This window comes from Methanosarcina sp. WH1 (assembly GCF_000970005.1).
GTDB lineage: Archaea > Halobacteriota > Methanosarcinia > Methanosarcinales > Methanosarcinaceae > Methanosarcina.
Genome location: NZ_CP009504.1, coordinates 3,628,325 through 3,649,306, shown reverse-complemented (window position 1 = coordinate 3,649,306; position 20,982 = coordinate 3,628,325). Strand labels below are relative to the sequence as shown.

The following is a 20,982-nucleotide window of genomic DNA, read 5'->3' as shown; positions in this document are numbered from 1 at the left end:
CGGTACATATGGATATCAAAATGAATAAAGATACAATGGAATTGCTTTCAATAATCTCGGGCATTTTAGAAGAAGAGCCCGAACTGCTCAATGCCCGTGAAAACGAAATATACCTGAGGGTTTCGGAAACCGGGTTTGAAAGTGCAACTCCTGTGCTTGCGGAAAGGAAGTTCAGCCTTATAGGGCTTTTTTGCGCAGAAGCCTTTGAAAAAAAGGACGGCTTTACCCTCTTTTATGTTTTCAAACGGGCAGGAAGGGCACCTACCCTTGTACTTGTTCGGGAAGCAGGAAATGAAAAAAAGGTTACCTCGGTTGCAGGAACTTTTCCCTCAGCCTCCTGGTTTGAGCGGGAAATAAGGGACGGTTTCGGGCTGGACTTTGCCGGGGCTCTTGATACAAGACGTCTCTTCCTGCATGAGTGCTACCCTGAAGGTTTCCATCCCCTGCAAAAAGCTTTTAAAAACGGGCCAATCCGACCGCTTGAAGTCCCCGAAAAGGAATACAAATTCAGGCAGGTCAAAGGTGAAGGTGTATACCAGATCCCTGTCGGGCCTGTACATGCCGGTATAATCGAGCCGGGGCATTTCAGGTTCAGCGTGATAGGAGAGTCCATATTCAGCCTGGAAATTCGGCTTTTTTACAATCACAGGGGAATAGAAAAACTGGCTGAAGGAAAAAGCCCCTCAGAATGCGTTGCTCTTGCCGAAGCCGTGAGTGGAGACGAGAGTATGGCAAATGCAGCAGGGTTCTGTATAGCAGTAGAGCAGGTCTGTGGAATAACCTTGCCTGAAAGGGCAGAACGCCTGCGGGCAATAATGCTTGAGCTCGAACGCATTTATTCTCTGCTCGGGGACCTTGCCGGAATGGCTGTAGATGTGGGTTTCTCACTGGTGTCAAGCCCCTTCTCCATATTGCGAGAAGAGGTATTCAGGCAGAACGAAAAACTGACAGGCTCAAGGTTCCTGCGCGGAATTACCATTCCCGGGGGGTTGAAAAAGGATATTCCCTATTCGGCTTTGAAAGACCTTCTTGTATTCTTTGATAAGTTTTCCAAAGCATTTGAATCGGCTTATGACAGAGTGATGTCTTCATCTTCCTTAATTGACAGGTTTGCAACGACAGGCGTAATAAAAAAGGAACTTGTCTCTCCGCTTAACCTTACAGGCCCCCTTGCCAGAGCCTCAGGCTGTCCTGCCGACACCAGGCTTGACCGGCCCTATGGAGCTTACAGGGACTTTTCCCCGGAACCTTCCGTCAGGAAAAGAGGGGATGTGCTCTCCCGCTTTGAGGTAAAAGCCGATGAGATCCGGGCATCTGTTAATCTGATCCTTCGCCTCGCAGAAAACCTTCCACAGGGCTCCGTATTTGCTGAAACTGGATCTGCCGGAAATATAGGGAACTCGGATAGAACCGGCAGTTCTGGAGTTACAGGCTATTCGCTTGCCCTTGTAGAAGCTGCAAGGGGGCAGAACCTGCACTGGGTCTACCTGAAAAATGGGCTTGTTGATAGGTATAAAGTCAGGATCGCATCTTTCTGCAATTGGCAGGCTATAGAACATGCAGTAATCGGAAATATTGTCCCAGACTTCCCTCTGATAAATAAGAGCCTTAACCTTTCGTATGCAGGGACCGATCTTTGAACTCAGGAAAACCAAAGAAATATATTGAGGTCTGATTATGGTAAACCCTCTTTCCCTCTTCCTCCGCCCTAAAGTTACGGAGACCTTTAAATTTCGAGATGAAGAACTCGAAGCCCTTGGAGCAGAAATTAAAAAAGAGATCCCGAAAGTTTTCGGGCACAGCCTTGCCATCCGGGAACTGGATTCAGGAAGTGACAATTCCACCGAGATTGAAATCTCAAACCTCGGAAACCCCCATTATGATGTTGAGAGGTTCGGGATCTCTTTTGTGGCTTCCCCAAGGCATGCTGATGTCTTGCTGGTAACAGGAGCAGTCACCCTTAACATGGCAGGAGCTGTGAAAAAAACCTATGAAGCCATGCCCTTCCCAAAGTTTGTGGTAGCAGTAGGAGATGATGCCTGTGATGGTGGGATCTACAAGGGGTCTTATGCCGTACTCGGTGGGGCTGATAAAATCCTGCCCGTGGATATGAAAATTCCAGGGAACCCACCCTCTCCGAAGGAGATTTTGAAAGGGCTGTTCGTGATGATGCAGCGGGCTTCAAAGTAATTGAAAACGGGGGTTTGAAAAGCTCCTGTTCTCTAATTTTTCCGTAATTCTTTTAAATTTTAGATGGCTGAAAAGGCTCTTAAATACATCAGCATGCTGATGCCTACCAGCAGTCCTCCTGTGTAAAGCCTGATCCCCTGCTGCGACAGCTTTCTTGCAATAGACGGTCCTATCTGCCCTCCCAGGATTACTCCCGGAGCAACCCAGAGCATTATCTCGAAAATCAGTTCTTTATTTTCAATCAGGGTAGGAATAAAGTCCGGGGTCAGGCGGAGGAGGAGGGCAACAAGGTTCACAATAAAGATAATCAGGACTGTGGAGCCCACAGCTTCTGCAGGAGACCGGATTTTTTCATGCCCCAGCATGCAGGGCATGATTAATTTCCCAAGCCCGGTTGCGATCAGCCCTTTGAGAAAACCTGCAACTATGGCGCGTTTCCAGCATATGCGGTTATGAGTTTCGAGCTTTTCAGGAATTTTCCCCATGCGGTAAAGCCAGTAGCGATATACCAGATAGATCCCGTATAACAGAATAAAACTCGCAAACAGGACTATGAGTATTTGTGCAGGAGCAAAAGGGATTAGAAGGGTCCCGAGAACCGCTGCAGGGATCGTAATTTTCAGGTATTCTTTTACAATGGGCCAGGAAATGGTTTTTTGTTTCAGGTTTCTGAGTATCCCCGATCCAAAACCGAAAATCATGGTTAATAGCCCGAGCCAGAAAGCTGTTTTTGTGTCAAAGCCGAGCCATATCATATATACCGGAATCCAGAAGTTAGTGCCTGAGATGCCTGAAGAAATCGCAAGGATTGCAATAAGGGTAGCTACAGGAAAGAGATAAAAGTAGGTAAGATAGGCTGGCATAAAGATCGTTTTCCTTTTTTCATAAAATTTTTCTTAAAATGGCTGGTTTATCTATTTGCCTGAACAAAATGAATCACTAATACAACTAAAACCTGTCAATCGTTAACTCTTTACTTTGTATTAATATAAATGTCCGACGATTTGATCTAAATTTTCTATCTGGCATGAATGTACGTGAAAACTATATTCCTCAAGTACTTTCGTTTCGTGCGACAAGAAGTTCTGTTATGGATTGCTTGAATGCTGCCTCTTCCATTTGGGGTAACCCTATCAGAATGTGCATCAGCAGTAATGCAGGTGTGCAAAGCTTCTGGAACAATGTGAATAACTTTGAAAATCCAATTCAGACGATTTGCTAGGGTAAGGATTCCATGGGGAACGTAAAGTGAACCATTGTAAAAGTCATCAAGTACTCCAAGCGAGACTGGATTGATACGCTTGAACCAAAATAGTATGAAATCAGGCTTTAAAGGGGCAGGAACTTCGTAAGGAGCAACAATGACAAAGAGGGTAGAAGACTAAAGCAAAAAGTGAATGTCATTCTGTAATGGGACCGGAGCGAAGGGATTGTGTTATCCAGTTTTGAAAATTGGTCAACTGTAAGGGAGGAACCGATGGACAAAACAAAGCCTTATGGGCTGGATAATGGGAGCCGGATGAGTCGAGAGGCTCAAGTGTGGTTGAGAGGATCGGGGGGTGAAATTCCCCCGGGCTACTTGCCAGTAAAGGGAAACTTTTACGCTCCGTTCGTTGGAGAAGAAAAGTGAGCAATCACTTTCTCTTATCCTACTTAGAAGAAGGAGAACGAGTAATCACTCTTTCTTATTCGACAGGTAAATGGGCTCTCAACTAAGAATAAAGAAGATTAATTTAAAGAGGGTGGGGGGGAAAAAAGATATCAAGGAAAAGGAATGATAAAATCCACTTTCTACAGTATTTTTCGTATATTCATTATTTATCTTGCTATCGATTTTCTTCTAATGTGAATTTATTGAGTTTCTGTGCAGGAGTTAAAAATGATTATACAGTGTGTTAAGAGACCAAAAAACGTGGATTCAATTTTTATCAAAATCTCAGTTTGGCTCTGTTATTTGAGGATTTTTGAAAAACTCTGTCGGAAAAAACATTGATTTTCAAAAAAATTCTGTGGAATGTAGGATAAAAATAATTGCGGTCTGATAAAAGGGATAGTTTGGATTTGTAAAAGAAAGTTGTTTCAGTTTGGATTTGTAAAAGAAAGTTGTTTCAGTTTGGATTTGTAAAAGAAAGTTGTTTCAGTTTGGATTTGTAAAAGAAAGTTGTTTCAGTTTGGATTTGTAAAAGAAAGTTGTTTCACCGGGAAACTATATAATACTAAAGAAAGTTATTATGTTTGGGGTTGTATGGAAACTGTAAAAATGTATATAGATAAGTTTACTGGAAATCTTGACACGATTCTAAGCGTGATTGGATTCAACTTAGGTGTATTTATTGTTTCTTTATATTACCTGATCAATTTAAACCAGAAGGACATCGGCACTGCTGTGCTTTCTGCCTGCTTAATCTACTTTGTATTCCGAAAAAAGTTTAAAAATGAAGCTCCAGTTTCCTCAGGAAAAGACAGGTTCAAAAGTGGGCTCAATCTTTCCTTTTATCTTGTATTCCTGATAAGTGTGCTCGTATATAGTATGAATCTGTATTACAGGCCTATATCTTATTTTATACTGGTATGCATACTTGCAGGGATCATAGCTTCGGAAATCCTGTATGTAAGAGAAGGAGACAAGGTAGCTCCAATACTGCTGCAAATATTTCTTCTTTCAATCCTTATAAGATCCGGAATCTATTATAATTTCCCGAGCCTCATGGGCTATGACGCTTACTTCCATGCAGGCATGGTAAAACTGATTACTGAAACCGGAGTCGTTCCTCCAATTGAGATCAGCAGTAAATATTTCTATTACCCGCTTGCCCATATTTTTGTTTCGATAACCCAGTTAATGGGCGGATTGGATATCAAGGACAGCTTCTTTTATTCCATAGGATTTGCCGATATTTTCAGCACGGCAGGGATTTACCTTATAGGAAAAAAACTCGAAGGCCCTCAGATGGGCTTGCTTGCAGCTTTATTAATAAATTTGAACAATCACAATATCGTCAGCGGGATTACAAATATAACCCCGGGTTCCCTGGTTCTCTGCTACTTTATAATTATCCTGTATTCAATCTTTAGCGAAAAGCCGGGCTTGATGCAGACAGGAATTCTTCTCTTTGCTACAGTTCTGATGGTACTGACCCACCAGTTAACTACTTTTGTGGTTCTTCTGGCTTTAGTTTCAATTTTAACAGGAAAATTCCTGCACAACCACCTGTATGAGAGTTTACCCTCTGCAACAGCTAGTTTTAATTATATCCTCTTTTTTATGATTTGCCTGCAAACCTACTGGATGTTTACATATGTTACTCCGGATACCTCCTTTTTTGAGATGATCTTCAAACCTCTTATGGACGTACTTCATGCCGGATCCAGCTACTCAAGTGATGAGCTTATCGTGGGGACTGCAACCAATCAGGACTCACTGGAAACACTGATACTTCACATAAGCTATCTAGCCCTGCCTTTTTTTGCAATAGGAGGAGTTCTAACCTGGTTTTCTCGCAGGGACGCCGAAAAAATTGATAAGTTCTCAATTGCTCTGGTTGTTGTAATTTTGTATAGTTTTGCTTATGGAATTCCCTTATTGGGCATGAGAAATTTCCTTACAAGCAGGTGGTTTCCGCTAATAGCAGTGTTTCTGGTACTGGTAGCTGCCTCATATATGTTGAAGCTGGTAAGCCTGTTTAACTCCAAAAAGGCAAAAATTTCTGCAATTTTCATAATAATGTTGTTCTTCTCATTCGTAATGGTCACAACACCGGGAATTAACAAAGACAATCCACTTGTAGGAAAAGAGACAACTGTAAGAAACCAGTTTAAAAATATTGAAATCCAGCCTGTAAAAACATTATCAGCAGTGTACTCAGGAAACATTCTGATGGATGCTCCCTATGATAGCTGTCTTTTTTATAGAGACCGGGGATACAATGTGGATAACGCAACATACTTCGATACTAACCAGATAGAGTCGGGAGAGATCAGTGGTGATCATCTGGTATTGCTGAGAAGATCGTCCCTTGGGGAACCGATATCCATAAATGATCCGAACAGATACGGGGTAAACATAATCAAGCCATTGCCAGTAGAGTTTTTCAATAGCTTCGAGGCTCCGGAATATGCACTGGTATACGACAATGCAGAGGTACTTGCCTACTTTAAATAAAGTAAAGAAGTAAAAAAATAAAAATTCATTGGAAACTATTATATAAATCGCCGGAGTGAGAGCCCCTATCACGGCAAAAAACGAAATTAATAGATTTCAAAGTTGGAAACCCCCATGTCAAATTTCATAACGAATGTTCTAAAGCTTATATCTGGAAGTGTCACTGCCCAAGCTCTTGGTATAATTCTCATACCTATAATCACAAGAATTTATAATCCGGATGATTTTGGAATCTTTCAGCTTTTCATTTCAATCTCAGGCATACTTGTGATTGTTTCTACTTTTTCGTATCAATTTGCGATTATGCTGCCAAAGGCAGAAGAAGATGCTGCAAATGTCACTGCTGTGTGCACTGTACTGGTGACTTTTACAGCCTTAATGACAGGAATAGTGATTTTGCTCATTCCAGATAATATTGACAATCTTTTCAATACGCCGGGGATTTCAAGATACTTAATTTTTCTTCCGCTAATAATATTCCTTAATGGTATGTTTTTCGTGCAAAATTACTGGCTTTCAAGAAAAACCCGTTTCGGAGTCATTGCAGGTTCCAGAGTTTCGAACACTTTAACGTCAAAAGTATTTCAAATAGGATTTGCGAAATGGAGTGTTACTCCATTAGGCCTGGTAGGCGGATTCATTGCAGGATATGCATTTGCAGATCTTGTCATGCTTAAGGGCGTAAAAAAGGATATTCAGGTTTTCAAACAGGTATCAATAAAAAGAATGAAAGAGATGGCCATTCAATACAAAAAATTCCCTTTATTCAGTTCCTGGTCATCAATCGCAAACACCGTTTCTCCACAGGCCCCTGCTTTTTTGCTTGCATACTTTTACAGTACAGCAGTTGTGGGGCATTTCTCACTTGCAAATCAGGTCGTAAACCTACCTATGGGAATTGTCGGTAGCGCTATAGGACAGGTCTTTTTCCAGAAAGTAAGTGAGGTAAAGAACGGGAATGGAACAGGAGACCTGAAGACCATAGTTGAGGAAGTTTATAAAAAGCTAATCTCTATTGGAATCTTCCCTATGATACTCCTGATGATTCTCGGAGAGCAGATTTTCACATTTACTTTCGGAGAAAGCTGGTCTATTTCAGGCACATATGTAAAAATCCTTGTGCCCTGGATCTTTCTGGTCTTTTTGTCTTCGCCGATCTCAACTCTCTATAATGTATTTGAAAAACAGAAAGTTTGGCTTACTTTCAGTATAATTCTTCTGGTCTCAAGGATAGTAGCACTGGTCATAGGAGGAACTTATGGAAGCCCCGAATTCGCTCTTGCCCTGTACAGCTTTACAGGGGTTGTGTTCTGGCTCTGGAACAATGCATACCTGCTGGGGCTTGCAGGGATTAGCAAGAAAGAAAGCATAGAAATTCTTGCAAAATATGCGACAATCGGAATCGCCGTTTCGATACCGTTAATTCTTATAGAAATGATTTCTTCGAGTTTTTACGTAATACTATTTGCAGCCGTGGTCATGACGGTTATTTATTATACAATAACCCTTCATGACGATCCTATGTTCAGGAAAATGTTCTCAGCTTTTCTTGTGAATGTAAGAAATAGGAGCTGAGAAGGAGAGTTAAATCTTCTTCTCAGAAAATAGGATTTGGAGGAGGTTAACCGTCTTGCGGGCTCCTTCCAGACCTTTTAAGTTTTCCTGTTTCCTTTATTCGGTTTCTTTGTGTGTACTATTATATAACGTCCGAATAAGGGAATACTTTTTGCTGCGCAGGGTCACAGTATAGTAAGGAACAAGCTTTGGGGAAAATCCCATGATAAAATCCGTAAATCTTGGGATGTTTGCCGCCATTACATTCATATAATTGAAATTTCTGGACTTCAGGTCCAGGAACTCATTATAGTACAGAAGGGCATTGGGGCCCATTCTACCAAAATCAGGATTCAAGGCTGAGGTCCAGGTAACCGTGCATTTCTTACCATACAGGTTCAGATGGGCTGCAACGGCTTCTCCTTCAGGAGTTTCTGAGACAAACATGTAACCAACGTCTTTTTCCTGGATTAATTTGAATACCCTTTCAAAGAATTCCTCTGGCAGAGGAGGTTCCAGTTTCTGTTTTTCATAGACCAGGGAAAGCAGGCGGTAATAGGTTTCAGGGTCGTTTGAAATTCTCGTTTTGAGCCCTGCCTCGTTTGCACTTTTAAGTTCCCTCCGGATTTTCCTTGAGAGATTGCTGTCTATATTTTCTTTAAGATCCAGATGATGGGTATAACGCACGCTCGAATCCCATCCTTTCCAGGTAAAAGGTCTCACATCCTCAAACCCGGGGGAGAGTGTGAGATGGATGCTATCGAATCCCTGTTTGCAGAGGAATTCAACGAGGGCATCAAGGATTTCATGTGTTTCATGTATGCGTTTGCTGGCTTTTGAGCTGGTTCCCTCTTTTACAAGGGGTCCGCAATAGTCAGTCATATCACAGGTTGAAGATCCTATTTTCAGCATACCTTTAAGGTTCTTAATGAAAAGGGGGCATCCACCCACAAGTTCACCGTTTCTGAAACACCCATAAATCTTGAAGTCTCTGGAAAGGACATCCCTGCAGATTTCCAGCCAGTCACTTGTATGAAAGAGCGTACCGGGTTGAGCTTTTTCCACAAGCAGATCCCATTCTTTGTATTCAGACGGTAATAATTCTCTGACTTCAATTTCATCCATTTTAAGCCCCGTGTAATAAACAGTAATTTGTATTCATAATAAATTATAATACAATGGAATGATAGATTTTCGGGCATTCAGCCCTCGAGTCCTGATTTGCAGACTCCATCTACCTGTTTCGCAACACTGTACCAGCTGTAATTTTCAGTAACATAACTTAAACCTTTTGAGCCCATTTTCGCTCTCAATTCCTGATTTTCAAGTAGCTTTGAGATAGCCTCTGCAAGAGCTTCCGGGTTTTCTGGAGGGACAGGAATGCCTCCTTCCGAAGCCTCAAGTACATCGGCAACTCCGCTGATCGCACTTGCAACAACTGGATTTCCGCAAGCCATATACTCATATAGTTTCAGAGGGGAAAGCCCTATTTTTGCATTTCTTGCTAGGATAAAGGGTGCAGCACAGATATCACTTGCATTGATGTACACAGGCACGCGGTCGTAGGCCACCACACCTGTGAAAACAAAACTGTCTGCAACCCCGAGCTCTCTTGAGAGGTTGATCAACTCATTCTTCATAACTCCATCGCCGACAATAAGAAAACGGCACCCTGGAGATCTGGAAAGTATTAAAGGAGCTGCCTTTACCAGATATTCTATCCCCTGCCAGGGAGCAAGGTTTCCCACGAAACAGACATAAGGAGTTTCCAGGTCCAGTCGGAGCTCTTTCCTGCAGGCATCCTGTTCAAGAGGTTTGAACAGGGAAGTATTTGCTCCGTTGGGGATCACAGTTATTTTTTCTCCTGGAATATCGTAAGAACTCTCAAGATTTGCCTTAATCCCTGGAGTTACTGCGATTATCTTATCTGAAAGCCCAAGAGCTTTTTTCAGAACCGAAACTTTTAACCTGGCTTTTGCAGAAGAAAAATACCGGGATAAATTTACTGTTTTTCCCTCTTGCAAAGATTTCTCTTCACTGCACCTGGATTTGATAAGGCTGCTTTCGTCCTCAGGGATTCCATTTAATTCATAAACCAGAGTTTTGCATCTGCTTTTACAAAAAAGCCCGGCAAGAAATCCGAAATTTGGGTTTCTGGTATACAGTACATCAAAAGTTTCGGAACCTACCAGCTCTGCAGAGCTTCGAAAATAATTGATTGTAAGGGTCAGCAGGTTTCCTGGACGTATATAATGGCAGCGGATATTGTCCAGGTGCGAAAGAGTGGAACTATCAGTAGTGAATATATGAATTTCATTGTTCAGACTTGCCAGGTTGCTTACAAGCTCGTGCCTGTGGATAAGGGAACCATCCGCCAGGTAAAGGGGCCATACTATGTCCAGAAAGAGCACCTTCATACTATCACCTTTAATATTGAACTCTTTAAGAGAGATCTGATTGTTCATTGCTCTCCCTGCTGGGCATCTGTAGAGTTGCGGCTTAGAATTCCCGAAATTCTGGAAAATAACAGCTTGAGGTTTAAACTTCTATAGTAATCTCTTATTTCCATATCCCTGATCTTTTTCTCCCTCTTAATGGCTGAATTGAGGTATCCATAGAGGTATGCAATTCCTGTGTAATATGGAGGTTTCAGGGAACGATAAAATGTATTTAACATAATCATAGGCAGATTTTTATCCACATAATAAGCCATCCAGCCATTTTTTACATACCCTTTCCAGAGCCCTTCTCCAGCACTCGTCTCTCGTTTCTGGATTTCAACTATGTCTACATACTGTCTTAGATGCCAGCCCCGAAGAAGAGCTTTTATATTGGAAATGGAATCAGGGGAAGGTTCTACCGGATAGCCTTCGGTTTCGAGGAAACAGGACTTTCTCCAGAGTCTTCCTGTGCCGCGAGGAAGATTTTTATCGGATATTTCTCGTGAAAGTTTACCGCCAACATCATAGTAAACCCCTCCACTTGCAACCCCAAGAAAAGGATCTTTTTCAAATTCATCCATTAGTTTTCCAAAATAGTTTTCCTCGAGTACGGTATCGGCGTCGAGAAGACCTATGTAAGCATACTCAATACCATTTTCCCTGCAGTAATCCAGTGCATAATCAAATCCCTGTTTGCAGACATAGCTATAATGAAAGGTTATGTCCCTTGGCCTTGGAGGAAGCCTTATGCTCTGAATCCAGGAGTATTTTGCCTTCAATCCTTCGAGAATGTGAGGAGTTTCATCCGTACTTCCATCGTCTACTATGATCCATAGTGCAGGTGTTACTTTTTGCCCTATTACGGACTCGGAAACGTCAGGAAGGTTTTCCTCTTCATTTCTTGCAGGTGTAATCAACAGATATTTCCTTTTAGGCTCAGGATTCATTCTCCCACCACCTGTAAATCTCTTCTCCGCTTGTCATCCATGCTCCTTTTTCGGAACAGTACCGCAGCGCTTTTTCATAGAGTTTGATCCAGTCTTTTCTGAAACTGCACCCGAAAACGAAGTTATGCCATAGCAGGGTAATTACCCCATTGAACCTTGCTGTCGTATCTATAAGGTCTTTTGTGCATCTCCAGGCTTCCTCAAAAGATCTGAATGCTTTGAAAAGAGCAACATCCATTACAGTAAGCGGGATTTCCAGGATACCTATCTCCCGGCCCTCGTTCAGATTATATGGTCTGAAAGGGTGACACATGCCGTTCCTGAAGCCAACAAACTCGCTGTATCCGAAAGTAGAATCATAGCTGAAACCGGCATCTGCCAGCAGTTCCCAGGTATCAGGAGTTTTGAACCTGAGATAATGGTTGCGAAAACCTATGACTCTTTTACCCAGAACAGCTTCCAGCCTTTTTTTTTCACGTTTTAGCGCTTCAGGATCGTCGTATGAATAATACCCTCCATGCAGGCCAGCTTCCCATCCCCTATCGGAAATCTCCCCCAGAGAGCCTTCTGCATCTTCTATATCATATCTGAACCTTTTGGGGTCTTTTCTGCTGGCAAGGAAGTAAAAAGAGGACTTTGCCCCGAAATCCTCTTCAAGATCCATTATTTTGGAAAAGTTAAGGTAAGGGGAATGCTCATGCCCCCGGAATTTCCAGATAAACTGAGCTGTAGAACTCCGAAAATCCAGATCTTTCAGGCAATAGGCCGAGGATCGAAGGGTGTGGGAAAGAGGAGGGTAAATATCATCCATATCATGAGTCAAACACACAGCAAAAGTTTTGTTTTCCGGAAATTCAACTTCCATTCCGTGTTCTACCAGGTATCTGGAGGCCTCAGGCTCAGTGGCGTTTATGAGATCTTTCTCAACGAAAAGAAAGCGCTCGTGTTTATCAAGCTTTTCGGGGGAATACTCTTCTTTTCGGGAAAATAGATCCCAGATTTTTGCGTTTTGCTTCAGTAAATCATGCATAACTCTCATCCGAAAACACAGGTATGGAAACCCCTGACTTTTTACCAGGAAGACTTTCTATGAGCCCTACTATGAATTCGGTTACATTAATTTTATCCTTGAGCAGGGCAGCTCTCTTGAGAGCCCAGGTCTCTTTAAGTTCAGGGTCCTTGAGAAGTTCCACAGCCTTTGCAAGGGCGGCTTCTGAACCACTGTAATTGAAGAGCAAACCGTATTTTCCTTCTAGCTCTGAAAAGTTCCCCATTGTTCCAGCGAGAGAGGAAACATAGATAGCCGGGGTTCCAAGAATTGCACTTTCAACAGCCATGGTTGCTCCCTCACCCACGCATAGTGTAGCATAATAAAGAAGGTCATGGATTTTTTCGGAGGGCACCTGGATTCTATACCGGTCAAATTCTTCTGCCAGTTTCCCTTCCGAAGAAATGAAAACCTTCCCGAATTTTTCGAGTTCTTTAATAAGTGCTAACTTATTATCAATTCCATACTGCCCTACATCATGGTGCGCACCCCATGAAATAAAGCGCAGGATTACGAACGGTTCGCCTACCTCTACCCCAAGCTCCCGTAAAACCTCGGGATTTGAGGAGAAATAAGCTGGATGAAGATATGCCAATTCATGATATCCGCTGTACTTGAGCTGCTTTTTTCCGGCATCTTTTTTAAAGGATGTGGGTGTGCAGATAATATTACAGAAAGGATAGGTCATTTTCTGGGCTATTTCTGCATGTTCGGTATCATTAAAAATTATGGATTTTTTACCCAGTGCCCACGCAACATGGGCAACAGGAGGGGAAAGAATGCCCATAATCAGGTCTGGATTAAACTGACGGGCAATTTTATAAAGTTTAGACTCTCTTATGAACCATTCCTCACACAGATGAATCTTTCCCGGCTTGACCTTACTTAAAACGATATGTGGGATTTTATAGGCATCTAATAACTCTATTACAACGTCTTTATCCCTTGAGACAACCATTACCTGGTGTCCTTTTTTTTCAAGATTCCATATAATATTTTTAAAAAAATGAACGTGGGCTGGATGCCCTATGTCAACAATGACCCTCAAGATTTTCACTCCCTAAATGGTCCCCACTTATTTTCATGAATTAAGGGAAAAGGACAGCTTTTCTTATGGAAGGTAGCGGTAGAAAGGAAGGTAAGAAATGATTTTAAATGCCAAATCCGGAAACAGATAAGACAAGATACTCTCAAGAAATCAGGGAGCCATTCTACTTCATATTAAGAAGCAGTCTGATAGACCTTGGTTCTCCTGAAGTTCCTTTTTCCGAGCCCGACTTCAGATTTAATGTCCCTTAAATTTCCCCTGAGCTGACAATAGGTGATGGCAACCCGACCCCCTCGACATAGCTCCATCACATTACAGCGCCTTATTAAATTTAAATTTTTAATTCTGATAAGATCACTAACATAATACTATTCTAATTAAAAGATAAATAGGTTAGAATAAATAGTTTTGGAAACTAAGATTCTGAACTAAGATCTGTAACAAATTAAAACCATAGATAATCCCGATTTTTTCAGTTTCACAAAATAAAAAAAATAGCCTATTATTGCTCCGTAAGATTTCAGCGGGACGAACTCCCCATAAGAACAGAAAAAAATTCCTTATATGAAAAAAAGTTGATGAGTTTATGGGGTTAACCCTGCAAAAATAATTTCCAGACCTGCAAAGAGGAAATTAGCAACAAAGCAGATCAACAGTGGGTATATCCCCATATCAATAGAATCTATTGAAAAATGGTCTTCTTTTCTGGAAACCAGGAGCATTTCCTTTAGCCCCAGAAGAATGATTAATCCCAGAACTGTTATCCTGTAATAATCAGGAATTCCAAAGTCCGTGTAAACAAAACAGATGCCTGAACCGGGAAAACTATTTCCCATAGCAAGCCCTTCTGTACCCCGGAGCAGTATTAAAAGCACTACATATTCCCCCAGCTTATCAGTAAAGGTATTGTAAGAATATATACTAAATTCTAACTATAGAAACCTCTAAACTGTCAAACTATATAAATATTTAAGACCAAGAATTGTAAAGAGATGCCGTCTATCAAAAAATAAATAAGAATTGGAATCGATTACCCCTTAAATTCCCGAAAAAGAGGTTCAGATTATGAAAGTTTCTGTTATAGGTTCAGGGTATGTAGGTTCAGTCACTGCAGCCTGTTTTTCAGAGGTTGGACACGAAATCATCTGTGTAGATATTGACAGGAAAAAAACGGAGCAGATAAACGCAGGTATTCCCCCCATCTATGAAGAGGGGCTTGGAGAACTTTTGCAAAAATATGCAGGAAAAAGACTCATAGCAACTACTGATTATGAATTTGCAGTCAATGAAACGGATATTTCCTTTATCTGTGTAGGAACACCTTCGGCAGAAGATGGGACTATAGACCTTTCAATTGTCCGGGCAGCCGCGGCAAGTATCGGTGCAGCCCTGGCAAAGAAGGAAGGCTACCATGTGGTGGTAGTAAAAAGCACGGTAGTGCCAGAAACAACAGAAAAGTTTGTCCTGCCGGTACTTGAGGAAGCATCAGGAAAGAAAGCCGGAAAAGATTTTGGTGTCGCAATGAATCCAGAATTCCTCAGGGAAGGAAAAGCAGTCTATGATTTCATGCACCCTGACAAAATAGTTGTAGGGGCAATTGATAAACGATCAGGAAATCTGGTTTCTGAACTCTACAGGACTTTTGAATGTGAGATCACGCATACAGGCCCGGCAACCGCTGAAATGATTAAATATGCAAATAACTCCCTGCTTGCAACCAAGATCTCCTTCGCCAATGAGATTGGAAATATTTGTAAAAAGCTGGGAATCGATACCTATGAAGTCATGGAAGCTGTAGGAAAGGACTTCAGGATTTCCCCGAAGTTTTTAAATTCAGGGGCAGGCTTTGGAGGGTCATGTTTCCCGAAAGACGTAAAAGCGCTTATAGGAAAAGCAAAAGCAATAGGATACTCTCCTTTACTCCTTGAGTCTGTAATAGCTGTAAATGAAAGGCAACCCCTTCTTATGGTTGAAATTCTCCAGCGGAAAATCGGAGACCTTGCAGGCAAAAAGATTGCAATTCTTGGCCTTGCCTTCAAAAATGAAACGGACGACATAAGAGAATCCAGAGCAATTCCTGTGATTGCGGAACTCCTCAGGCTTGGAGCTAGAGTTTCGGCTTATGACCCGATGGCAACAGAAAACATGAAGCGGGTTTTTCCTACAATCGAATACCTTGAGAAAGCTTCAGATGCGCTTAAAGATGCAGATGCATGTCTTGTGATGACTGAATGGGATGAATTCAGGAATCTCGATTCCGAATTCCAGGGCATGAAAGAAAAGATAGTTATTGATGGGAGGAGGGTAATTAAAGCGAAAAATATGGATTATGAAGGGCTCTGCTGGTGAAAATCAGCAGAAATTACCGCCCCCATTTTTATATATTTATATCGTATTTTGGCTATCTCTTTTTTAATAGGTTTTGCTTGATGCTTCTTTTTTATCCAGTTTTTTGATTCTTATATTATTTGGTTCTGTTCTTACCTTTCTTCTTTCTTTTCTGCCGGAACCTTTTCAACTGCCAGGATTTCCCGCAGGTACTCAAGTACATCATTTCTAAGGCTTTCATTTTTAAGGGCAAAGTCCACTATGGACTTTACGTACCCAAGCCGGTCCCCGGTATCGAACCTTTTTCCTTTGAACCTGCAGGCGTAGATCATCTGTGACTTGTTCAGAAGCCTGATACCGTCTGTGAGCTGAATCTCACTCCCAACACCGGTTCCGGCTTCCTTTATGCAGTCAAAAATTTCAGGAGTAAAGACGTAGCGTCCGATTGCCCCGATATTGGAAGGAGCAGCTTCGAGGGAGGGTTTTTCCACTATATCCTCAAGCACGTACAGGGAATTATCAATAGGCTTACCCTTTATAATCCCGTAGCTGTTCAATTTTTCGTAAGGCACCTCTTCAACTGCTATTGTTGATCTTCCGTATTTTTTAAAGTTCTCGATCAGCTGGGCAGTGCAGGGTTCGTCGTTGACTATGATATCGTCTCCTAGAAGCACCGCAAAAGGTTCATTTCCGATATGTTTCTCTGCCCTGAGGACTGCATCTCCAAGTCCATTGGGTTCTTTCTGGCGGATGTAATGGATATCAACAAGGGAAGAAACGTCCCGGACCAGTTTAAGGAGTTCTGTATTGTGCTTTTTTGCGAGGTGCATCTCAAGTTCCGGAGAATCATCGAAATAGTCCTCAATTGCCCTTTTGCCTCTGCCTGTAATAATAATGATGTCTTCAATTCCTGAGGCAATAGCTTCTTCTACAACGTACTGGATCACAGGAGTATCAATGATGGGAAGCATCTCTTTTGGCATTGACTTGGTTGCCGGCAGGAAGCGGGTTCCAAGACCGGCTGCCGGGATAAGTGCTTTTTTAATAGTCAAGATTAACTCTCCAATAAAAGAATAATTCTGTAAAGATGTATTCTTACACTGAGTTAGTGTATTCTTACACTGAGTTAAAGTACTTTTCACCTCATTTCTTTAAGTTTTCCCTTTATCCTGTACAGAGCTTAATGAACCAGAAAAAAGAATTACATTATTTTCCGATAACAGTGCAAAATATTAATAGAGGAAGAGCAAATTAATTGAGGATATTCCATGCCTTCAAAGAACAGAATACTTGTAACCGGAGGAGCTGGTTTCATTGGGAGCAATCTGGTAGATCGCCTTTTGGAAAAAGGAAACCAGGTCATTGTTTTCGACAACCTGAGTTCCGGCAAGATGGAATTTATAGAACACCATCTTGAAAATCCTGATTTTACCCTGATGAAAGGAGACCTGCTCGACCGGGAAGCAATCGAAAGCGCCTGTAAAGGCATCGACTTCGTGTTCCATGTAGCTGCAAACCCTGATGTCAAACTGGGGGCTTCGGATACAAAAGTTCATCTGGACCAGAACATTCTTGCAACCTATAACCTCCTCGAGACTATGAGAAAAGGAGGTGCAAAAAGAATTGCGTTTACTTCTACGTCCACAATCTATGGGGAAGCAAGCATCATGCCTACTCCGGAGGACTACGGACCTCTTATTCCCATATCCCTCTATGGCGCCTCAAAACTCGCCTGTGAAGCTCTCATCACTTCATACTCCCATACCTTCGACATGCAGGCGTGGATTTTCCGTTTTGCAAACATCGTGGGACCTCGCAGCACACATGGAATTACTGTTGATTTCATTAAAAAGCTGACAGAAAATCCCAGCAGGCTCGAGATTCTCGGGGACGGAAAGCAGGAAAAATCCTATCTCCATGTATCGGAATGCGTTGATGCGATTCTTTTTGCAATAGAGAAAAGTAAAAAAGAGGTAAATATCTTCAATATCGGATCGGAAGACACGATCAGTGCTACAGAAATCGGAAAAGTCATTGTAGAAGAGATGGGGCTTTCTGACGTAGAGTTTACATATACAGGAGGGAGTAGAGGCTGGAAAGGTGATGTACCAAGGATGAGGCTTGAGATTGAAAAATTAAAAGCCATAGGGTGGAAGCCTGCGTATACCTCCGAGCGCAGTGTACGAGAAACAGCCAGAGAACTGTTTTCTGGAAACTAAGCCCAGGATGAGATTTTGGGTGATATTATCCTGGAGAATGAGACTCTCTAAATTCAACATTCTTTAATTCTATTTTTTCATAGGACTGATTATTTGCTGCTCGGGCTCACCTTTGACCTGAGTAAATATCTTTTTATTAAAGACATTTCATGGTCAGTAAACCCACCCACCAGCAACATCACAACCACATAAATAACCGCGCCTGCTCCCATTGCTTCGAAAAGCTCAAGTATACCCGAGATGGCAAAGCTGGAAACAAAGAAGTACATAGCCATTGATGACAAAATACTTTTTGCAATATCCATAAAATAAAAATCAAGTTTAAAATGTTTAAGGGACGTTCGCATGCAAAGTAAAGCCATCAAAAAGTAGGCAACAAGAGTTGAAATTGCAGCCCCGATAATGCCGATTGACGGTATGAGAATGAGATTGATTAGTACGTTTGAAACAGCGGCAAGGATATTAATATAAGTAGCAGATTTCGTGTCTTTTATAAGGAACATTGTGTTGACAAAAATCTGGAATATTCCTGCCAGAAGCCCGGCAAAAGCAATGATAGGGATTACAAACCAGCCAGAAACGAAATCCTGAGTGGTAAGGACCCCAAGCAAAGGCTTTGCAAGGACTGAAAGTCCAAAAACTGCGGGAATGGCAATAAGAAGGAAATATCTCAACGAATGCGACATGTAGATTCTTACTTCATCCATTTTGTTCTCATCAAACATCTTTGAAAGCTCGGGAAGAAGGATAAGCTGAAGGGGGCTTACAAAAAGCTGAATAAGGTTTCCGATTGAACACGCCGCAGAATAGATGCCTACACTGCCGAGGCCAAGGAAATAAGTAACCATATATCTGTCACTTGATTCCGTAACCCATCTAATAAGTGCGTTTGGAGTTAACGGCAGAGAAAACTGCAGGTACTCTCTTATGTAAGTAAACCGTGGGATAACAAACCCTATCTGTGAAACTATAACAATAAAGGCAATTAAAAAAATCAGACCCTGAACAATTAAAGTGGCCGTTATTACCCCAAGAAGCCCGTACCCCATTTTAAGGAAAACCAGTATAAATAACAGTTTTCCAAAAGTTTCAATAAGAGTAAAGTAAGAAAATTTCTCGATTTGCCTGAAAACCCTGAAATAAAAAAGGGATACAGACTCGATTACGTTCAGAAGAATTAAAAGGGAGCCTGCCTGAACAAAATAGGTTGCTTCAGGGTCACTAAAACCGAAAGTTGCAAGTGGTTCTGCAAATATATATAACACAAGTGAAGCCAGAAAACCTGATACCGTAACAAAAAAAAGGATTGAGTATACTGCTTCCCTTATTTTTTTCTTTTCGGTTTCGGAAGATAAGAATCTGACGAAACTCATCGAAAGTCCCATAAGTGCAAGAGAAGAGATTAAAGATACTGTAATATTGATCTGGGCCCAGAGTCCGTAATCATATGCTCCAAGGGTTTTTGTGATGACGGGAAGTAAAAAGAAGGTGCTCAGGCTTGTAAGTATCTGAACCGTCCCAATAAAGCCAACATCCTTTGCAAACTTTTGATATGACATCATACCACCTTAAAAAGAACTGTCGTTTTTTTGTTTTTAATCAAAGGAGCTTATGAAATAGTCGCGCAAAAATCTCTTTCTTAGTATGGTCCAGATAACTAATTAGTACTTGACATGTAAGCTCTTTTGAAAGCCATTGATTATCTGACTCGGGTTTTAGCTTGTATATTGATTTTTTTTCTATAACCGGAGTGAATTGATTTATTGCCATTAAAAACACCTTTAATTGCAAGATGAAGAGTCTAAAAATATTAAATGCCTTCTCAGTGTGAACTTTATTCTTATAACAAGAACACAATAATTTTGAGTCATAGAAACACCTTTAAGTTGGAAAATATCCTGAATTCGAGAACATGAGATCTAGAGGGATTCTCCCCGTTAACTTTTAGTCTATTTAAACAACATTCTCCTTTGAAGAAACCAGGCTCTTTCTCACCCCAAGGTGAGAGTTCTACAAAGGATAAAAGCCTTTGTGTTTTAACTCTAAGGTGTGAAGTCCCCTTCCTCGGAGCGTAAGTGACAGGTGGGGGATGAAAGCCGTCAACTTCTACAAAACAAAAGTAATATAATTATTCATACTTATAATTTCATCAATATAGCAATAACTATGCAGAATAAACTGAATCTTAGAAGCCATTCTTCCCATTCACCCCATTATCATTTCGTTCAATGCGTGAAATATAGAAGAAAAGCTCTAACGAATCCTCTGATAATTGATTTTCTTAAAACTAAAATCCATAACATAAGTGAAACATTCGATGTTGAAGTGCTTAATATAGAGTGTGACAAAGACCATTTTCACTTATTATTTTCAGCAAAACCTTCGTTTGATATTTCAAATTATATCAACACCATAAAAACAATAACTTCAAGGGAGATTCGTAAAAACTTCCCTGAAGTAAAAACTATGTTATGGAAAGATACATTCTGGTCAAGATCGTATTTTATCGCATCGACAGGAGAAGTAATCTTAGAAGGATAAGTAATCTTAGAAGGACAAGTAATCTTAGAAGGATAAGTAATCTTAGAAGGACAAGTAATCTTAGAAGGACAAGTAATCTTAGAAGGACAAGTAATCTTAGAAGGACAAGTAACCTTAGATATACTGAAGCAATATGTGGATAACCAGAGCAAATATGCATCTGACGAAGAAAATCAAGATCAATCCAACTGAAGAAAAGACACGACCTGCCTCTTTGGGAAAGAACTATAAAATGTGATTGCGGAAACGTAATTGATAGGGATAGAAATAGTGCTATCAACATCATGGAACGGTTCTTATCACAGAATGCTTTGTGGACAGGCTATCAGAGGTTTTCTGATAATCTTCGACAAACAGGATTACAGATGGATACTTGCATCACTGCAAATATCCAGGTGACGTAATCACTCGAAGGAAGTTCCGTCCTCGCTTTCATCAGAAAGCAGGGCGGGGCAGTTCATTACATTTTTATATAGTTTGTTATGCAGGCAAAAAAACTTTCAA

Annotated in this window: 17 protein-coding genes; 8 read left to right on the top strand and 9 right to left on the bottom strand. The window is 41.2% G+C overall.

What is annotated here, in order from left to right; translation table 11 throughout:
• Nucleotides 1-8: 8 nt before the first annotated feature.
• Together MSWH1_RS16100 and MSWH1_RS16095 are read left to right on the top strand one after the other, a co-directional pair.
• Nucleotides 9-1,640 (top strand): NADH-quinone oxidoreductase subunit C, encoded by a 1,632-nt coding sequence (locus MSWH1_RS16100; RefSeq protein WP_052722699.1) that lies wholly within the window; start codon nt 9-11, stop codon nt 1,638-1,640.
• Between the two features lie 37 nt (nt 1,641-1,677).
• Nucleotides 1,678-2,190 (top strand): NADH-quinone oxidoreductase subunit B family protein, encoded by a 513-nt coding sequence (locus MSWH1_RS16095; protein ID WP_048129926.1) that lies wholly within the window; start codon nt 1,678-1,680, stop codon nt 2,188-2,190.
• A 59-nt stretch (nt 2,191-2,249) separates the two neighbouring features.
• Here the strand turns inward: MSWH1_RS16095 and MSWH1_RS16090 are convergent, their stop codons facing one another.
• On the bottom strand, nt 2,250-3,053 hold the full coding sequence (locus MSWH1_RS16090; protein ID WP_048129925.1) for a sulfite exporter TauE/SafE family protein: 804 nt from the start codon (nt 3,051-3,053) through the stop codon (nt 2,250-2,252).
• Between the two features lie 1,382 nt (nt 3,054-4,435).
• Between MSWH1_RS16090 and MSWH1_RS16085 the strand changes: the two genes are divergently transcribed.
• Nucleotides 4,436-6,352 carry a hypothetical protein gene (locus MSWH1_RS16085; protein ID WP_048129924.1) on the top strand — a complete coding sequence of 639 codons (1,917 nt, stop codon included), beginning with the start codon at nt 4,436-4,438 and terminating at the stop codon, nt 6,350-6,352.
• A gap of 114 nt (nt 6,353-6,466) precedes the next feature.
• Nucleotides 6,467-7,927, top strand: a complete 1,461-nt coding sequence (locus tag MSWH1_RS16080; RefSeq protein WP_048129923.1) for a lipopolysaccharide biosynthesis protein — start codon at nt 6,467-6,469, stop codon at nt 7,925-7,927.
• A gap of 96 nt (nt 7,928-8,023) precedes the next feature.
• Here MSWH1_RS16080 and MSWH1_RS16075 read toward each other — a convergent pair whose 3' ends face one another.
• From MSWH1_RS16075 to MSWH1_RS16050, 6 genes are all read right to left on the bottom strand, one after another.
• Nucleotides 8,024-9,031, bottom strand: a complete 1,008-nt coding sequence (locus MSWH1_RS16075; protein ID WP_048129922.1) for a GNAT family N-acetyltransferase — start codon at nt 9,029-9,031, stop codon at nt 8,024-8,026.
• Between the two features lie 77 nt (nt 9,032-9,108).
• Complete coding sequence (locus MSWH1_RS16070) at nt 9,109-10,371, bottom strand: glycosyltransferase family 4 protein (RefSeq protein ID WP_231585397.1); 1,263 nt, start codon at nt 10,369-10,371, stop codon at nt 9,109-9,111.
• Nucleotides 10,368-11,294 carry a glycosyltransferase family 2 protein gene (locus MSWH1_RS16065; RefSeq protein WP_048129921.1) on the bottom strand — a complete coding sequence of 309 codons (927 nt, stop codon included), beginning with the start codon at nt 11,292-11,294 and terminating at the stop codon, nt 10,368-10,370. The genes MSWH1_RS16070 and MSWH1_RS16065 overlap by 4 nt, the downstream gene beginning before the upstream one ends.
• A complete protein-coding gene (locus MSWH1_RS16060; RefSeq protein WP_082088187.1) occupies nt 11,284-12,333 on the bottom strand; it encodes a polysaccharide deacetylase family protein in 1,050 nt (349 codons plus the stop codon). Before MSWH1_RS16060 ends, MSWH1_RS16065 begins: the two co-directional genes overlap by 11 nt.
• On the bottom strand, nt 12,317-13,390 hold the full coding sequence (locus tag MSWH1_RS16055; RefSeq protein WP_048129920.1) for a DUF354 domain-containing protein: 1,074 nt from the start codon (nt 13,388-13,390) through the stop codon (nt 12,317-12,319). The genes MSWH1_RS16060 and MSWH1_RS16055 overlap by 17 nt, the downstream gene beginning before the upstream one ends.
• A gap of 584 nt (nt 13,391-13,974) precedes the next feature.
• Nucleotides 13,975-14,265 carry a hypothetical protein gene (locus MSWH1_RS16050; RefSeq protein WP_048129919.1) on the bottom strand — a complete coding sequence of 97 codons (291 nt, stop codon included), beginning with the start codon at nt 14,263-14,265 and terminating at the stop codon, nt 13,975-13,977.
• 190 nt (nt 14,266-14,455) lie between these two features.
• Between MSWH1_RS16050 and MSWH1_RS16045 the strand changes: the two genes are divergently transcribed.
• Nucleotides 14,456-15,739 (top strand): UDP-glucose/GDP-mannose dehydrogenase family protein, encoded by a 1,284-nt coding sequence (locus MSWH1_RS16045; RefSeq protein WP_048129918.1) that lies wholly within the window; start codon nt 14,456-14,458, stop codon nt 15,737-15,739.
• 131 nt (nt 15,740-15,870) lie between these two features.
• On the opposite strand, the gene galU is transcribed toward MSWH1_RS16045, so the two are convergent.
• Complete coding sequence (galU, locus tag MSWH1_RS16040; protein WP_048129917.1) at nt 15,871-16,770, bottom strand: UTP--glucose-1-phosphate uridylyltransferase GalU; 900 nt, start codon at nt 16,768-16,770, stop codon at nt 15,871-15,873.
• Between the two features lie 216 nt (nt 16,771-16,986).
• On the opposite strand from galU, the gene MSWH1_RS16035 reads away from it, so the two are divergent.
• Nucleotides 16,987-17,937: an NAD-dependent epimerase/dehydratase family protein gene (locus MSWH1_RS16035; RefSeq protein ID WP_048129916.1), complete on the top strand. Its 951-nt coding sequence runs from the start codon at nt 16,987-16,989 to the stop codon at nt 17,935-17,937.
• 89 nt (nt 17,938-18,026) lie between these two features.
• On the opposite strand, the gene MSWH1_RS16030 is transcribed toward MSWH1_RS16035, so the two are convergent.
• Nucleotides 18,027-19,499: a flippase gene (locus tag MSWH1_RS16030; RefSeq protein ID WP_048129915.1), complete on the bottom strand. Its 1,473-nt coding sequence runs from the start codon at nt 19,497-19,499 to the stop codon at nt 18,027-18,029.
• Nucleotides 19,500-20,103: 604 nt separating this feature from the next.
• On the opposite strand from MSWH1_RS16030, the gene tnpA reads away from it, so the two are divergent.
• Complete coding sequence (tnpA, locus tag MSWH1_RS16025; RefSeq protein WP_048130702.1) at nt 20,104-20,478, top strand: IS200/IS605 family transposase; 375 nt, start codon at nt 20,104-20,106, stop codon at nt 20,476-20,478.
• Nucleotides 20,479-20,660: 182 nt separating this feature from the next.
• Nucleotides 20,661-20,882 (top strand): zinc ribbon domain-containing protein, encoded by a 222-nt coding sequence (locus MSWH1_RS19450; protein WP_369798615.1) that lies wholly within the window; start codon nt 20,661-20,663, stop codon nt 20,880-20,882.
• Nucleotides 20,883-20,982 lie beyond the last annotated feature (100 nt).

Coding starts and splice junctions, on each gene's coding strand:
- MSWH1_RS16080 (WP_048129923.1), top strand. CDS start 6,467: ATGTCAAATTTCATAACGAATGTTCTAAAGCTTATATCTGGAAGTGTC.
- MSWH1_RS16035 (WP_048129916.1), top strand. CDS start 16,987: ATGCCTTCAAAGAACAGAATACTTGTAACCGGAGGAGCTGGTTTCATT.
- MSWH1_RS16085 (WP_048129924.1), top strand. CDS start 4,436: ATGGAAACTGTAAAAATGTATATAGATAAGTTTACTGGAAATCTTGAC.
- MSWH1_RS16045 (WP_048129918.1), top strand. CDS start 14,456: ATGAAAGTTTCTGTTATAGGTTCAGGGTATGTAGGTTCAGTCACTGCA.
- MSWH1_RS16100 (WP_052722699.1), top strand. CDS start 9: ATGGATATCAAAATGAATAAAGATACAATGGAATTGCTTTCAATAATC.
- MSWH1_RS16060 (WP_082088187.1), bottom strand. CDS start 12,333: ATGAGAGTTATGCATGATTTACTGAAGCAAAACGCAAAAATCTGGGAT.
- tnpA (WP_048130702.1), top strand. CDS start 20,104: ATGCAGAATAAACTGAATCTTAGAAGCCATTCTTCCCATTCACCCCAT.
- MSWH1_RS16075 (WP_048129922.1), bottom strand. CDS start 9,031: ATGGATGAAATTGAAGTCAGAGAATTATTACCGTCTGAATACAAAGAA.
- MSWH1_RS16095 (WP_048129926.1), top strand. CDS start 1,678: ATGGTAAACCCTCTTTCCCTCTTCCTCCGCCCTAAAGTTACGGAGACC.
- MSWH1_RS16090 (WP_048129925.1), bottom strand. CDS start 3,053: ATGCCAGCCTATCTTACCTACTTTTATCTCTTTCCTGTAGCTACCCTT.
- MSWH1_RS16065 (WP_048129921.1), bottom strand. CDS start 11,294: ATGAATCCTGAGCCTAAAAGGAAATATCTGTTGATTACACCTGCAAGA.
- MSWH1_RS16070 (WP_231585397.1), bottom strand. CDS start 10,371: ATGAACAATCAGATCTCTCTTAAAGAGTTCAATATTAAAGGTGATAGT.
- MSWH1_RS16030 (WP_048129915.1), bottom strand. CDS start 19,499: ATGATGTCATATCAAAAGTTTGCAAAGGATGTTGGCTTTATTGGGACG.